Annotated in this window: 11 protein-coding genes; 10 read left to right on the top strand and 1 reads right to left on the bottom strand. The window is 54.4% G+C overall.

Annotated features, from left to right (window positions below; all coding sequences use genetic code 11):
• Window positions 1-279 precede the first annotated feature (279 nt).
• Complete coding sequence (locus tag ACR0LX_RS18120; protein WP_480784922.1) at window positions 280-2,922, top strand: Ig-like domain-containing protein; 2,643 nt, start codon at window positions 280-282, stop codon at window positions 2,920-2,922.
• Window positions 2,923-3,846: 924 nt separating this feature from the next.
• Here the strand turns inward: ACR0LX_RS18120 and ACR0LX_RS18115 are convergent.
• Complete coding sequence (locus ACR0LX_RS18115) at window positions 3,847-4,869, bottom strand: replication initiator protein A (protein ID WP_480784921.1); 1,023 nt, start codon at window positions 4,867-4,869, stop codon at window positions 3,847-3,849.
• A gap of 431 nt (window positions 4,870-5,300) precedes the next feature.
• Here ACR0LX_RS18115 and ACR0LX_RS18110 point away from each other — a divergent pair, with 431 nt between their 5' ends.
• The 9 genes from ACR0LX_RS18110 to ACR0LX_RS18070 all read left to right on the top strand — a co-directional run bounded on the left by ACR0LX_RS18110 (window position 5,301) and on the right by ACR0LX_RS18070 (window position 15,982).
• Window positions 5,301-6,707, top strand: a complete 1,407-nt coding sequence (locus ACR0LX_RS18110) for an AAA family ATPase (protein ID WP_480784920.1) — start codon at window positions 5,301-5,303, stop codon at window positions 6,705-6,707.
• 138 nt (window positions 6,708-6,845) lie between these two features.
• Window positions 6,846-7,850 (top strand): ParB/RepB/Spo0J family partition protein, encoded by a 1,005-nt coding sequence (locus ACR0LX_RS18105; RefSeq protein ID WP_480784919.1) that lies wholly within the window; start codon window positions 6,846-6,848, stop codon window positions 7,848-7,850.
• A 422-nt stretch (window positions 7,851-8,272) separates the two neighbouring features.
• Window positions 8,273-9,091 carry a hypothetical protein gene (locus ACR0LX_RS18100; RefSeq protein ID WP_480784918.1) on the top strand — a complete coding sequence of 273 codons (819 nt, stop codon included), beginning with the start codon at window positions 8,273-8,275 and terminating at the stop codon, window positions 9,089-9,091.
• Window positions 9,092-9,406: 315 nt separating this feature from the next.
• Entirely contained in the window at window positions 9,407-10,564 is a 1,158-nt protein-coding gene (locus ACR0LX_RS18095; protein WP_480784917.1) for a glycosyltransferase family 4 protein, read from the top strand.
• A 211-nt stretch (window positions 10,565-10,775) separates the two neighbouring features.
• Window positions 10,776-12,200 (top strand): UbiA family prenyltransferase, encoded by a 1,425-nt coding sequence (locus ACR0LX_RS18090; RefSeq protein WP_480784916.1) that lies wholly within the window; start codon window positions 10,776-10,778, stop codon window positions 12,198-12,200.
• Window positions 12,197-12,619 carry a GtrA family protein gene (locus tag ACR0LX_RS18085; protein WP_480784915.1) on the top strand — a complete coding sequence of 141 codons (423 nt, stop codon included), beginning with the start codon at window positions 12,197-12,199 and terminating at the stop codon, window positions 12,617-12,619. Before ACR0LX_RS18090 ends, ACR0LX_RS18085 begins: the two co-directional genes overlap by 4 nt.
• Window positions 12,616-13,941, top strand: coding sequence for an FAD-binding oxidoreductase (locus tag ACR0LX_RS18080; protein ID WP_480784914.1), 1,326 nt, complete (start codon window positions 12,616-12,618; stop codon window positions 13,939-13,941). The genes ACR0LX_RS18085 and ACR0LX_RS18080 overlap by 4 nt, the downstream gene beginning before the upstream one ends.
• A complete protein-coding gene (locus ACR0LX_RS18075; protein WP_480784913.1) occupies window positions 13,938-14,675 on the top strand; it encodes an SDR family oxidoreductase in 738 nt (245 codons plus the stop codon). The genes ACR0LX_RS18080 and ACR0LX_RS18075 overlap by 4 nt, the downstream gene beginning before the upstream one ends.
• 56 nt (window positions 14,676-14,731) lie before the next feature.
• A complete protein-coding gene (locus tag ACR0LX_RS18070; protein WP_480784912.1) occupies window positions 14,732-15,982 on the top strand; it encodes a hypothetical protein in 1,251 nt (416 codons plus the stop codon).
• Window positions 15,983-16,161 lie beyond the last annotated feature (179 nt).

Below are 16,161 nucleotides of genomic sequence, written 5' to 3'. Positions count from 1 at the left end.
CCCCAAAGCATGGTAACAAAGAGGCCATGCCCTCCGGAACAGGCCGGCATTGTTAGCGAGGAATTTCATCAACATACCCGTGTCAGGATGAGAGGCTGTGGACGGCTTGCGGCCTGATATACACCGATCTTAGCAATCCCAGCGGGGGAAACAGCAAAGCTATAAACGAACAACTTATGGAAAACCGGCATTATCTGCGTTACTATAAGAATGGTGTTGAGTATATGTGTAGGAAGCATAACAGCCTCGGTTTCCGAATGCTTCCACGGAGGGTGTAAAGTGCGAGTAATTCACTATGCGGCAGTGTCTCTGGTCTTACTGTTCCACACAGGTCTGCCGGTTTATGGGAGCTCGAACGAACACAATCACCGCAACCATAACCAAAGGCATGCTCTACCCACTGATTTTTCGGAGGTTGAGGCATATGTTGCGGCAGTTAAGGCGCTGCCGGATGCGCATGCGCACGGGGATGATCCCAGCAAGGCCGACGAGCATATGCAGCTGCTGGAACTGGTGCCACGCGCCGAGGCGACCCATGTGGCGATCGGCAACGGCGACTGGTTTGATCCAGGTAGCTGGTACGAAGGCCGGATCCCCGGCGAAGGTGCCCAGGTCCTGATCCCCGAAGGCATCAGTCTGCGCTACGAGGGCGAAAGCGACGCTTCATTGTTCACCGTGCGTGTTGATGGCGAGTTGAGCTTTGCTACCGATGCCGATTCCAAGATGCTGCTGGATACGATGGTGGTGTCACCGACAGGCCGTCTTGAGATCGGAACTGAAGAGAACCCGATCCAGGCCAATGTCGATGTGCAGATCGCGATCGCCAATAACGGTGGTATCGATACTAACTGGGACGCAATCCTGCTGTCTCGGGGGATGATTTCGCATGGTGAGGTCGAGATTTATGGTGCCGAAAAGGAAAGCTTCCTGAAGGTGGACGATGCCCCGATGGCTGGCGACACCCAGATCAGTTTGGCTGAAGTGCCTGAGGGCTGGCAGATTGGTGACACGATCGTACTGAGCGGCACCCACAAGGAAGGCCGGCAATGGATTGATGGCCGCAGCCAGTATGTGGAAAGCCAGGACGAGGAAGTGGTGATCACCGGCATCAACGGCTCGACCATCACCATCGACCGGGCGCTGCGCCACAACCATGACACGCCACGTGATGACCTTAAGGCCTATGTGGCGAACATGACGCGCAACATCACCTTCTCCAGCGAGGACGGTGAAGACACGGCGGTACATCACCGCGGTCACACCATGTTCATGCACAGCGATGATGTGGATGTGCGCTATGCCGCTTTCGACGATCTGGGCCGCACCGATAAATCGGTGGCGGCGGCCGATCTTGAGGCGTTTGCCACCATTGAATCCGACACCAACATCAAGGGCCGCTATTCCTTCCATTTCCACAAGACCGGCACCGCCGATCAGGAAAATCCGGCCATCGCCATCGGCAATACCGTCAGCGGCTCGCCGGGCTGGGGCTTTGTGCACCATTCCAGCCACGCCAATTTCACCGAGAACGTAGCCTTTGAAGTCTTTGGAGCCGCCTTTGCCGCGGAAGACGGCGACGAGACCGGCACCTGGCTGCGCAACATGGCGATCCGGTCCGAAGGTGTAGATCAGACGGTCAAGGACTATCACGCGGTGGAACGCCATGACAATGGCCGTACCGGCGATGGTTTTTTCTTTGCCGGTCGCTTGGTTGAAGCCGCAGAGAACGTAGCGATCAACACGTCCAATGGCTTTGTGTGGATGCATCGCAGCGCGCCCACTGATCCTCTGGCAGCCAACCTGCACCAGCCAGAACTGGGCTTTGGTTCGGATGCAATTCGGGTGAATATGACCCCGATCCAGGGTTTCCGAGACAATGAGGCCTTTGGTACCGAGATGGGGCTGACCGTGATCAAGGACAACCCGTCTCAGGAGACGGATGTTCGCACGGTGCTGGATGGGTTCCTGAACTGGGAAACCGCCCAAGGTGCGCTGATTGAATATACCTCGCACTACACTCTGAAGGATTTCGATCTGATAGCTACCCAGAACGTGGTCGGCCTTGGAGGCCCCGGAGCAGGCCTCATTCTTGGGACCAATGCGTTTGACATGGTCGTGAACGGCCTGACGGTCGAAGGCTTCAATATCGGCACGTTTCTCGAAAATGAATTCATTTCCGAACCAGGTCTGGAGGATGTCGATTTCGACAACATCCTTATTGATGTCCTGGTGCGAAGAGTCGGGACTTGGTATGAAGGCTATAACCCTGCGCGCCATTCGGTCCTGACGTCGGATGACCTGACTCCCGGTCGTCTCGAGTTCGAAATGCAGGGCGACACCACGCTTTCTCCAGATGAGATGTTCTATTTCAATGGAATCAAGACAGATTCCATCGGATCGCGCGACCGACAGTTCCACCTCGATGTACAGAGATTGGATGTTAATGACATAGCCCGGTTGCTAGCCTCAGATGGCTATTACCAAACCGCTGATGGCCGCAAAGTGATGCTGATTGAGGATTTCGTCGCCGACCGCGCTACAGGCGAGTTGATGAAGTTCGCACATGTGGTGACGCTGAACTACCCGGACGACCTGCTCGACTTCTTCAACGCCCGGTTTAATGGTGAGATCGATCTGAACAGCGCTGCCCCCAACGCCCTGGACGACGCCTTCAGCGTAAACCAGAACCAGGACACCCTGATCAACGTTCTGGCAAACGATTCCGACCCCGATGGCGACACGTTGCGGATCGACGGGCTGACCGATCCTGTGCATGGCGACCTCTACCTGCAAGAGGACGGGCAATTGCTCTACCGGCCGAACGAAGACTTCACCGGACAGGACAGCTTTACCTACTGGGCAACCGACGACAATGGTAACTACCGGAGAGCCGTAGTCGCGCTAAAATCGCCAGGTTTTTAAGGCAGCTTAAGTTCAGCCCAGCCCAAATCACACCCTGACCATGAACGAAACCGTGGAGGCCGTTTCAGCACTACTTTTACGGCTCATCTGATGCCGAGCGGAGGCCGCGGAAAGATGGGTTAACTTTAAGGTAAGGCATTGGTTTTACTTTGACCAAAGTTAACCAGAATACTGCAGGCTATTGCCCGACAAGCCACGTGGTATTCCACATACAGATGATCGAAGGATGCTCTCGGGCATCATCTTTTGCCTTCAACGTGGCGATCTTTAGTCGGACGGTCCGGCAAAGGTACTCTAAAATCAGTACAAGCACCGGTCTCAGGCAAGTGTTTTTGAGCACATGTTCTAACCCTTGCCCGGTAATGTGCTGGCCTTTTGACACTCATGATCAATGTAAGCTAAATCAAGACACATCGCATTGCGGTAAATAGTGTGAAAATAGGAGCGACGGGCTGCATCTAGTCTGCAATGGACAGGGGCGACCGGTTCATCTGCAACTGACTAATGGCAACAGGGCCGATATTTCGCCGGCAGGACAATGTCCTGCTGCCAATTGGTCTCCCTCCGTGCAGATCGCAGATACGATGCAAGCCACTCGCGAGGTTGCTTGAGCGAGACCGAGGCCAGTACCTACATTCCACCCAAAAAGAACCGCAAGATGCAGTTCGAATGCAGCAAGGTTCTCTACAAAACCAGCAACATCGTCGAGCACCTTTTTAATCGCCTAAAGGACTGACTACAGCTTTCTTTGCGAATATTCAGATGCCCAGAAACTTTCCTCGCGGCAGCCCAAATTACTGCAACCGTCATTTGATTGTCCTGAGGCTACGTCCTAGTCATTTTGACAAAAAACAAAAAACAACCCGCTCAGGACAGAAGCATTAATCTTTTATTCCACTACAAATACGGCTGTAAAACGTAGTTTCATGGACCACGCCCCGCCCGTTTCTCCACCCAGCCCAGAAATGCCTTGTCGGGGCTGCGCAGCGGCCTGCGGCCCGAACCGACCCAGACTACCTGCCACTCGGCCTCCAGCGCGTAGACGTCCCAGCCGGGGGCTTGGGCGCGGGCGGTCTCCAACGTCTCGGGTTTCAGGATCAGGCCCTGCCCCGGCTCCACCACGACATCCCGGCGGCTGACGCGGATAATATCGCCGGGTTCCTCTTCAAGATGATAGCCCGGCAAGTGATCGGCCGCGATCATGTCGCGCACCATCTTGCGGAACACCCGGCGCGGTGAGGCCGAGCCGGATTTCTTCAGCAACGTCTCGACCGACACCCGCCATTCGGGCTGGCGGCCGCAGTGTTTGCGGGCCAGTTCGTAGATCCGCCGCTCCAGCGGCTTGCGCAGGCGGAAGTAATCGCGACTGAGCGTTAGTACCGACTTTGACAGCACCGCCCGAAACAGCCAATCCGACAGTTTGACCGAGACACTGACCATGCGCCCTGCCCTCGTGTGGCGCACGATCTCCCAGCTTTCGATCAGGCCAAAGCCGGTCGTCGTCTCCACTCCGCCAGTGACCATGTTGGTGGTGATGCGGGTACCGGCCAACCGCTCGAACGCCTCACGCAGCCGCTTGTACCCGTCACCCGAAGTTTCACGATTCGTCGCCACCAGTAGATCATGCGCTTTCAGGTGCAGCACCCGACTGACCGCGCGCCCTGCATTGATTGCCGCCATCAGCTGACTGATGCAAAAAATCAGGATGTCCTTGTCGTGAATCGTCGCCAGCCCCCGGACCGAAGGTGTGACGGTGATCTCTACCCCGTTATGTTCGTAATTCAGGATGCGCCGATCCGGCCGGGTCGAGAGCGAGAACATCGGATGCTCCATCGATCCCATATCGGTCTTGGGCAGCGCATCGAAGATATCGCAGACGAAGAAATCCGCAGTCGGATGCCGGTCCGGCAACAGCCCCCCTGCCTCGACAGTCACATCACCGCTCATAGAAAATCAATCAGAACTGAAGTGCTCCAGCCCATACCTCTGCCCCTGACCTGCCCGAATCTTTTTTCGTGGTTTTATTGACGCTCACCCTAAAGTTATCCACAGGCTGGGTAAAGCATCAGATCGTGGGATCAGAGTCAGTCGAACGTGGGATCAGAGTCACTTCATCGTGGGATCAGATTCACTTGAACAACTGAAAAGCGTTCAGAAATGTTTTTTTTCAATACTTTAGATGGCTGCATCAGAGCCTGTAACTATTATATAACCATTTTCTAACTAAAAAAATTTGAGACCATACTTCCAAAGGCAGCTTTTCTAAGTATTCAAAGTCCTAATTTGCTTAGAAAAATATAAAGTGATGTCCATAGTTCTTCCATATGCCGCGTTTTGTGTTACACTGGTCAAAACACAGCACATCGAGCAAAATGACCATGGCGACATCTCCAAGAGACGGGCTCCCTCCCTATTTCAATATTGATCCGGACACAGCTTTCTCTGAGCTGGGAAACCCATCCACGACAGCCAGCTTTGCGGCCATTGCCAATGCTTGCAACCAAGGGCGAGAAGATCTGGCGAGCCGAGGTCTGGAGAATGGTGAGACCCGGCAGCTGCGCTTGTTCTCCACTTGGGAAATCACGCGCTACCTGATCCCCGTTGCCCCCCCGCATTTCAGACGTGTGCTCAAGGCAAACCCGGACCTGCCCCAGGGACGTTCGGAATCTGAAGGCGGTGCCAAATGGTTTACTTTGGATGAAGTGCTGCGGCTCCGGACGCATTTTGCTTCGGAAGGATCAAAGGCCAAGGAATATCGTCCATACCGTCCCGAAGGTCTGCCTGCAAAACTGGTTTCGGTTGCCAATTTCAAAGGGGGCGTGGGCAAGACTTCAACCTGTGCGCATCTGGCCATGTCCGCAGCTCTGGACGGATACAAGGTCCTGGTAATCGATCTGGACAGCCAAGGATCAATGACATCGATCTTTGGCGGCAAGGTTGCGGATGAATGGCAAACAGTGTTTCCGCTGCTGGCCCGTCACTATGCCGGGTATCTGCGGCGGGAAAATCAGGGGCGGCTGGATCGCGGAGAAGCCCCCCACCCTATCGATGACACGCTGATGGAGGCGCTGGATACGCGCGCAAATGGCCTGATCCAGAAAACGCACTGGCCCAATATCGATCTGATCGGCGCACAGCTGAATCTGTATTGGGCCGAGTTCCAGATCCCGGTCTGGCGCATGCAGGCCCGCGGTTGGAAACTTTGGGATGCGCTGACCGAAACGCTGGAGGCCGACGGTGTTCTGGACGACTATGACCTGATCTTCATCGATACCCCGCCCGCGCTTGGATATCTGACCATCAACGGGCTGGCCGCGGCGGATATCCTGCTGGTGCCGATGGGCGCTTCGTTTCTGGAATTTGATTCAACGGGCCGGTTCTTTGACATGCTCCACTCTACATTCCAGTCGATCGAGGATGGTGAAAACATGGCCGCCCGTGCGCTGGGGCGCGATGAGATGGCGTTTGAATGGGATGCGGTGCGCACAGTCATCACCCGCTATGACGGCACCCAGCAGGCCGAGTTGGCCGGGCTGATGCAGTCTTATTTGGGCAGCGCGCTGTCGCCGCACCGGCAGGAATTCACTGCGCTGATCGGTCAGGCAGGAGAGCAGGTAAACGGTATCTACGAGGCCGATTACCGCGATTTCAACCGCGAAACCTATGCGCGGGGACGCGAGACCTTCGACGAGACCTATGCGGCCTTCAAACGGCTGGTTCTGGGTGTCTGGCGGCGCGAGGAATTGGCCCTGCAGGACGAGCAGCGGCCCGAGGTGGCGGTATGAGCCCCCTGCCCTGCTCCGGGGAATGTTTCGCGCGCGAAACGCACTCATCGGCCCCGCAGTCCGCGTGTTGCACCGCACGCCGCGGTAACGGGATGGCATGTAACAGAGTCTATGACGCGCGGATGAGGAGGATTTGAAATGGCAAAACGCAAACGGCTGACCCCCGCCCGCACCGATTTCCTGCCTGCCGAAGCTACGGATATGGCGCCTGAGACGAAATCCATGTTTCCCCCCGTCCAGTCGGCGCCCCCCATCGCGCAGGTGGCCAGTGATACGGCGCTGCAAGCCGCTGTAGACGATCTGAGCTCGGAAATCCGCACCGCCCGCGCCGAAGGTCGGTTGGTGCAACAGGTGCCGTTGGCGGTGATCGAGGAAACCTATCTGGTGCGCGACCGTATCGCGGTAGACGGGGGTGAGATGTCCGCACTGGTCGAAAGCCTGCGTGTTCGCGGCCAGCAAACACCGATCGAGGTGGTGAAGTTGGCCGAGGGCCGTTTCGGTCTGATTTCCGGCTGGCGCCGCCTGACCGCACTGAAGACGCTACACGCGGAAACTGGAGAAGAACGCTTTGCCACCGTACAGGCGCTGCTCAGACGCCCCGAGAGCGCCTCGGATGCCTATCTTGCGATGGTCGAGGAAAACGAGATCCGCGTCGGGCTCAGCTACTATGAACGTGCCCGGATCGCGGCACGTGCCGCAGAGCAGGGGGTCTATCCGGATGAAGTGTCCGCCCTACGCGGATTGTTCGCCTCGGTCAGTCGGGCGAAGCGGTCCAAGATTGGGTCATTCATCACCATCTACCATGCGCTTGACGACCACCTGCGATTTGCCGCTGCAATCCCGGAACGGCTGGGGCTGACCTTGTCGAGGGCACTGAAAGAAGATCCGGCTCTGGGTGGCCGTCTGGCTCGGGAATTGGATAAGGCGAAGCCCGACACGGCAGAGGCCGAAGCGGCGCTACTGGCTCGATTCAGCCGAGCAGGGCAGGGGGATGATCGGACCCGCACGCCTCCCTCCCTGGCCAAGGAGGCCATTGGAAGCCTCACCTTGACCCGGTCTGCCAACGGTAAAACCGTGACGCTGACCGGCATGACCGACGCGCTTCACGCTGAACTCAGAGATTGGCTGGCCTCTCGCCTTTGAAGTGTTTCGCGCGCGAAACATTGGAGACCAATGGTATCGCCCGCAGTCCCCTGAAGCTCTGCGGACTGACCAATGCCGTGCTGCTGGTAGCCTCGTCCTAACAGCAAGCGTTTCCCTGGTTTGGAGCTGGGATGTGTGCCAGGTCACGCAATGTGAGCGATAAAGATATTATAAAACAGTCTCTATCTGTCTGGTGGGATCTTGTCTCTTTTGGCCGAGCGGATCAAACTCACTTATGCTGATTTGGTGTCGTACATTCGTGGAGATGTTTAAAAACTGGGGCTGCCGTTGAGTACTTAAGGCTTTAAATTTCGGAGATGCTTGTGAACAAAGCCAGCTTCGTGTTTCAGGATCTCCGCCGCCATGTTCTATTATTATCTTATAAATCAAACGCGTAGGTCTTAAGTTTGACAGAATCCCACATGAACTCATCCAATAAGCATTGTGTTGTAATATCTCACTGGGTTGGTCACCGCCTGAAGATATTGCGGAGGCTTTTAAATCTAATACGAAAGATACCTGCGGGTCGTGACTTTGATGTGGTCGTCGTCTGCAATGGTGGTGGATTAAAGAAGACCGAATTGCCGCCAATGCCCGAAAATGTGCATCTGCGTAGTATCAATCGGGAGAACCAAGGGTATAATATCGGCGCATGGGATGCCGGGTGGCGGGCAGCCCCGGGCTATGATTATTATCTCTTCCTCCAGAGTGAATGTCTTTTGCGCAAGCCTGGCTGGCTGGCTGCGTTCGAAGACCGCCACGCGGAACTGGGCCGCACTGCTCTTATTGGGGAAGCTTTAATGTGGGAGGGTCTGACCTGGGAAAAACTCACCGAAATGACCCGCCGAGACTTTGTGCCCTCCTATGCCGGGCCTGATGCCGAAAACCCTATTGATACATATCGGAAGTTGCTCAGGGAAATGGGCATTCCGGAAGGAGAGGTTGCCACACATCTGCAATCTCTTCTGCTCTTCTCCGATGGCGCCCTGTTAAAGCAGATGGATGGTTTTCCAAGTCGATCGGATTACAAGGAAGCAGTTGCCTGTGAGATCGGGATCTCGCGAAAGGCGGCGGCACTTGGGGCAGAACTGGCATTGCTGACCCCGGGCAAACCGTTCTCCTTTATTGTTCATCCGGAATGGAGCGCAAAAGGTGTCATAATAATGCAGCTGCGTCGTCGCTGGTATTGGTTCAAAGGCTGGGTGAAGGCTCGTATCTTGACCAATTCGCACAAAGGTTGAAAGACTGACATGGTTGCTGTTTCCTTGTGTGATACACGGTGCGGTTCAGCTTAACGGCGCAAACCGTTTCTCAGACGGACTTTCTGTAGACTGAAGGAAATGCCTGGCTCAGGTCAAAAGAGCAGATTTGTAAATGAGGCCGCACTTACAGTTATGCCTCAATAGTACGAGTAGAGGTCATAGCGCGTTGCACCGAGAGATTCTTTGACATCTTCATTTAATTCATTTGAGGCCTGCTTTGATGCGATGAAAGGGAAGCGATACTGCTTATGTGTCCCTATCCCGTATTATTGTGATGATCTGGGTGGCATTTGGTTGGACGAGCTTTGGTATCATGACCTTGCAGAGCACTTGCGGTACATCCCTGACCTGACGGTTCTGGCCCCTTCCGCCCCATACAATACCGCCGATGGCGGGAAACTGGTCCAGGTTCCACCGAACCTGAATTCCCGTCTGCATTTCACAGAGATTGGACCAGAATTGGGGAGTATGCGCGAAGCGATTTTAAAGTTACCGACAATGATACGCTCGGTGTGGAGGGCCGTACTGCGGGCGGATATCGTGCATAGCGGGATCGCAGGTTGGCCAATTCCGTTGGGTTTCATCGTCAACCCGATCGCGGTTTTCCTCAGGCGGCCGCTCGTCATAGTAATCGAGAGCGCTTTCTGGCGGATACCGGCAGGCGAGGAAGCCTCGGTCAAACGCCGCATCCGGTCATCTTCAACCGAGATGTTTGCTCGCTGGTCGCTTCGGAAGGCGAAACTGGCTGTCTACACACATTCAGCCTATCAGAACAGCCTTCCGGTTGGGCCCAAGGGGACAGGCGCTGTTATTCCGGCAAGCTGGATCGCCGCCTCGGACATCATTCCCGAAGCCGACCTTTCCCAGCTCTGGGCAAAAAAAACAGAAGCAGTTCGTTTTCTTTTTCCGTCCCGCCTAACCGCCGGGAAAGGTGCTCAGGTCATGATCGACGCCATCCGGTGCCTGGAAGAGATGAACAGGCCCATCATCATTGATGTAATTGGCAGCGGAGACATGAAGGAAACGTTCGAAGAATTGGCGCGAGATGTTAGGCGGGTCAGGCTGCGAATTCTTGATCCGGTGCCTTATGGCGAACCATTTCTGGCGTTGTTGAGGGACTACCACGCAGTGATTGTGCCAACAGTTGGCGATGAGCAGCCACGCATAATATTTGATGCCTTTTCTCAGGGTGTTCCGGTGATCGCATCCGATACGCCAGGGAACCTTGAAGTAGTGAACCCCGAACAGAACGGCGCGATATTTCCGACCGGGCAGGCCAATTCACTGGCGTTGATGCTTACAAAATTTGCCGAACACCCGGATTTACTCCTGGATTTTGCTGTCTCTGCCCGTGAAACAGCCATGCAACACACACATACCGATATGCACCGCGAAAGAGCGATGTTGTTGAAAGAGATTTTTGGATTTGCTGAAGATACGCCTGCCGTGTGAGCTTTCGTCGATGAAATGATCTGCCGCTATTGCCAAGAAAGCACATGACGAAGCCTGCCCTACATGAAACCTTGCTACAGCTTTATTGATTTGAAGATATTTTGGCTATGATGACAGTCGCTCGCTATTCAAAGAAAGCTAGGTTAGATCCCTGCGATGAGAAGAGCCGTGGCCCGCAGAATTCCAGTACGTCGCAGAGGATGACGCCCCCATGACGCAAGTTCCTGTATTGGTTGTTGACCTTGATGGTACCCTATTGCGCAGTGACATGCTGTTCGAGACTTTTTGGTCAGCCTTCGCGCGGGACTGGCGCAGCTTGTTTCGGTCTGTATTGGCTCTGTCGCATGGCAAAGCAGCTCTTAAGCGTTATCTTGCCAGAGCAGCGCGAGTTGACGTGAAAACACTCCCCTATGATGCGACGGTCATTGCTTACATCGAAGCGTGGCGCCAATCTGGCGGACGAACAGCTCTTGTCACAGCGTCGGACGATAGTATCGCCCAGGAAATTAGCGCTCATCTTGAATTATTCGATGAGGCTCACGGCTCAGACGGCTCTGAGAATCTCAAAGGAGAGCGCAAAGCACGCTTCATGATCGAAACCTATGGCGAAAAGAAATTCGCTTACATGGGGGATTCTGAAGCTGACCTAGCCGTCTGGAAACATGCGAAACGAGCCGTCATCGTCAATGCATCCAAGAGTCTGAGAGCACGTGCCGAGCAGATGGCGAACGAGGTAGAACACCTTGAAACTCACTCTCCGACGGTGGGCGCGTATCTCAAAGCCATTCGGCCCCATCAATGGATGAAGAATGTCCTGGTTTTCCTGCCTATGCTGGCGGCGCATCAGATCAACGGGGCCAGCCTCTTTGCATCTCTGCTCGCCTTCATCTCTTTCAGCTTGGTCGCCTCCAGTGTCTATGTGCTGAACGACCTGCTTGATCTCAATGCTGATCGCGTCCATCCGCGCAAGCGGCAAAGACCCTTTGCCGCTGGCAGCATTCCAATTGCCTCAAGCACATTGATGGCGGCATTTTTTTTTGGGGGGGGGGCAATAATTGCAACCTTCCTAGGACCTACATTCTTCGGTATCATGGCTGGATACTATGCCTTAACCACAGGATATTCCCTGCATCTCAAACGCCGTATCGTTGTCGATATTTGCGTGCTGGCAGGCCTCTACACATTGCGGATCGTAGCAGGCGGTGCCGCCACCGGCATCCCCTTATCGGTGTGGCTCCTTGCGTTTTCAATCTTCTTTTTTCTGTCTCTGGCTGCAGTTAAGCGTCAAGCGGAGTTGGTTGACAATGCTAATCAAGGTATACTCAAAGCCTCTGGGCGAGGATATCATGTGGATGATCTCCCGATCATCTCGATGATTTCCATCAGCGCCGGATATGTCGCCGTATTGGTGATGGCGCTCTACGTAAATTCTCCTGCGGTGGTTGACCTGTACCCTACCCCTGAAGCCTTATGGGGCGTCTGTACTATTCTACTCTATTGGATAACGAGAACAGTCATGCTCGCGCATAGAGGATGGATGCACGATGATCCAGTCGTATACGCTGTTAAAGATCGTCAGAGCCAAATATCTTTCTTGACCATATTGGCCTTTGTCATGGCAGGGGCGGTGTTATGACTTTGCGGGTGCTTGTATTCAGGTACGCAGCATTTGCGGTGATTGCGACCATCGCAAACTTGGGTATTCAGCGTTTGGTATTTACCCAGGGTAGAGATGGAATCACCTTTGCATTGGCGGTTGGGGCGGGGACCCTCGTAGGCCTGATCATCAAGTACATTCTCGATAAGAGGTGGATTTTCTTTGACCTCGACACCGGCGTGAAAGCCCACGGGCAGAAATTTTCGCTCTACACAGCCATGGGGCTCATTACGACCGCAATCTTCTGGAGCACTGAGACTGTATTCTGGTTGATCTGGAGGGCGGATATTATGCGGGAATTCGGCGCAGTTATTGGCCTGAGCATCGGCTATGTCGTCAAATACAACCTCGATCGGCGATTTGTGTTCACTGACAGCCGCTTGGAGGTGGCGACATGAAGCTGTCAGGTTGGGGCCGTTACCCGGTATTGGAGGCTAGCGTGCGAGCGCCGCGCAGTCTTGCGGCGCTTCGGGATGCTGTGCGTTCAGAGCAGACGCTAATCGCGCGTGGCAATGGCCGCGCCTATGGCGACAGCGCCATCAACTCCGCTGCAACCTTGGAGATGCGGCACCTCAATCGCATGCTCACCTTTGATCCTGAGATTGGCCTGTTGATCGCCGAACCTGGTGTGCTGCTTGGTGATGTCATCGCAGCGTTTCTACCGCGCGGTTGGTTTCCCCTTGTCACACCTGGCACCAAATTCGTGACACTTGGCGGAGCCATCGCAGCGGATGTGCACGGGAAAAACCATCATAAAGACGGTAGCTTTCGCGCCTGTGTCGATTGGATCGATGTCATGGACGCCACGGGCAGTATCAGGCGGTGTAGCCATACGAAAAATTCCATTCTCTTTGAGCACACCCTTGGCGGGATGGGCCTCACGGGGATCATCACGAAAGTTGCAATCCGGTTGCAGCCGGTTGAAACGGCTTGGATGCGGCAAACCACATATCCCGCGCCAAACCTGAAAGCGGCCATGGATGTGTTTGAAGCCCACCACGACGTGACCTATTCGGTTGCTTGGATCGATTGCCTCGCGGGAGGGGCCGATCTGGGCCGCTCTTTGGTCATGCTTGGCGAACATGCCAGCCTAAAGGACCTTCCCATAGAACAGTACCAAGCCCCTTTTAACGTGCCCAAGAAGACAACGCGTACTGTGCCGTTTGACTTTCCGGGATTTGCGCTCAATACGGTCACGGCGCGCGCCTTCAATGCGCTCTACTATTGGGTGGGATCACGGAAGACCGGACAACAGCTTGTCGATTGGGACACATATTTTTATCCGCTCGATGCCATCTTGCAGTGGAACCGCATCTATGGTCGCCAAGGCTTTGCGCAGTTTCAATGCGTCTTGCCTCTCGATGCATCCCAAGTAGGGCTGTCAGAGTTACTCAAAGCAATATCTAAAGCGGGCGCGGGATCGTTCCTCGCCGTCCTGAAACGCTTCGGGGAGCAAGACAGCGCGTTTTCCTTCCCGATGGAAGGCTACACGCTCGCGCTTGATTTCCCGATCAACCCTAAGACGCTCGTTCTACTCAAAGAGCTTGACCGGATCACGCTTAAACATAGAGGGCGCTTCTATCTCGCCAAGGACAGCCGGATGACTGCTGAAACATTTGCCGCCTCCGATAACAGGATCAAAGCGTTTCGCGCACAACGAACAGACAATACGTGGCAAGAGACCTTCGCCTCTGCCCAATCAGAAAGACTCAACTTATGACGAAGCTCCCCGTTCTCATCCTGGGCGCGCGCTCAGACATCGGCAAAGCCACAGCCCATGCCTTCGCCGCTATCGGCCATCCAATCCAACTCGCGGCACGACAAACAGACACACTCGAAGCTGACCGGGCTAACATCGCGCTGCGGCACAACGTCGACGTATCACTACATGAATTTGACGCGCTCGATATGGGAAACCACAGCACGTTCGTTGAACAGCTCCCAGAGCTCCCCGAAATTGCGGTTTGTGCAGTCGGATTGATGGGCGAGCAGTCGGAAAACGAGCGCGATTTGGACCAAGCTGTTCGGGTAATACGCAGTAACTTCGAGGGGCCTGCCAGCATATTGGCAGTGCTCGCCAACTGCTTCGAAGAACGCGGTCGGGGCACCCTCGTTGGTATCAGTTCCGTCGCAGGCGAGCGAGGCCGCGCGACCAATTACATCTACGGCTCGGCGAAAGCCGGGTTCACAGCTTTTCTCTCAGGCCTGCGCAACAGGCTCGCCACGAAAGGCGTGCATGTGGTGACGGTTCTCCCAGGCTTCATCGCAACTCAGATGACCCAAGATTTGGATTTGCCCACCAAGCTGACAGCTCAACCGGAAGAGGTCGGTATAGCCATCGTGCAGGCGGTGTCCAGACAGCAAAATACGATCTATGTTCGTCCCGTCTGGAGACTGATCATGGCAATCCTTCGCAATGTTCCAGAGCGGATTTTCAAGAGAATGAAGATATGAGAACAAGAACACTATGGTACGGAGGCGCGCACGATACCTCCACGAGCCATTGGAACGTGGCTTACTATAGGCTTGCCATTTTTTGTTCAGTCTTTGCAGCCGTGTTTTGGTGTTACTTCAATTTCCTCACTGCCGAGGATTCTCTTGTTCTGTTTAACAGATATAACTTCCTCGAAGGGGCTCCGGTCTTCTTTTACTATGCCGGGTACTGGTCCTTGTTTCCGCAGTCCATCGCGTTCCTTGTATCTGATTTGAACCCAGCGATACAGGCAATCGCGTACAGCTTTATAGCATTATCCATATTTCTGGTTCTTCTTCGGGAAATCTTCCGGGCTTCACATTCAGGCTTGGCGGTAATCTCAGTTGCTGTTCTGACAGCGGTTTTCGCGCCATTCATGCTGTTCAATCTGACGTATACCTTTTGGCCCGGCTTGGCGATCCTTGGTCTGGTTGGTTTGCGTGCAAGCTACCAGAAGAAAAGCCTATCTTTCACGGACATATTGATCTGCCTTCCCGGGTTGGCTGGTTCTCCTCTTGGCTTGTTGTTCCTACCCTTGTTTGTGTGGGCAGCATTCACGAAGAGATCGATGCACATTTTTGCAATCGCTGTCTTGGCGCTTTTGAGCTTTTTGGTCTTAGTCGAACGTGACGGCGGCCACAGGGCTAGCCCAGAAGATATAATTTTACGCGCCACAGATCAGATTTTTCAGATATTGTCCGATCAACTCAACTCTCTGATAAACACGTCCAGTCCCAACAATCTGATTATGAGCGTCCTGGGGGTGCTATCTGTTCTTTTTACGACCTCTCTAGGTCTTTGCTGGCTTTTTCGCTTTAGGAAAGAACGGGGTGCTGTCTTGCTTTATATGGTCGGCTCTCTGGCGACCGTGGCTGCCGCCGCCGGTACGGCAGGCTTTCCTCTGAGTGGTCGGTACTGGTACCCGATAATAATATGCTCAGCCGTTTTGCTGGGTCGCTTTATTATGGTGCCTGCGCTTCGCGACGTCCGGCGCATTGCAGCGCCGCTCCTGATTGTCGTTTTATGTGGAGGGTTTTTGAGCGCCTCTGCACTACGTGTACGATCCTGGGGTGGTCCTTCATTTGCTACCCAAGAGTGGTCGGTTATGTTGACCCCTCCAGATCATTTAACTGCGTTGAAGCGGAGTTGGCATGAGGATGCTGACTGGGCGCTTGGATTGGGCAAAGGACTTATTTCCTATGAAGAGTGTGCTGAATTATGGGAACACCCTTCTACGTCCGAGGCCTATGGTTTCCGAATATACTGTGGAAATGGCGTGTTTGAATAGAAAGTACAAAAGGCTTGACCAAGCATCAAAAAATTTACTGTTTTCATGGGGGAGTTCAGCCCATTGTGTCATGCAAGCTACTAGAATGCCTATTCTTGAATAACTTTTGCAAGTCGCTCAAACACTGAACAGTGTCGGGAAGGTCAGCGTCAGCTTGACGGGCACGCCGGTTGCCGACT

Source organism: Ruegeria sp. CH11 (assembly GCF_056537105.1).
The sequence above is the reverse complement of the archived record's forward strand: the minus strand, read 5'-3'. Positions and strand labels throughout refer to the sequence as shown.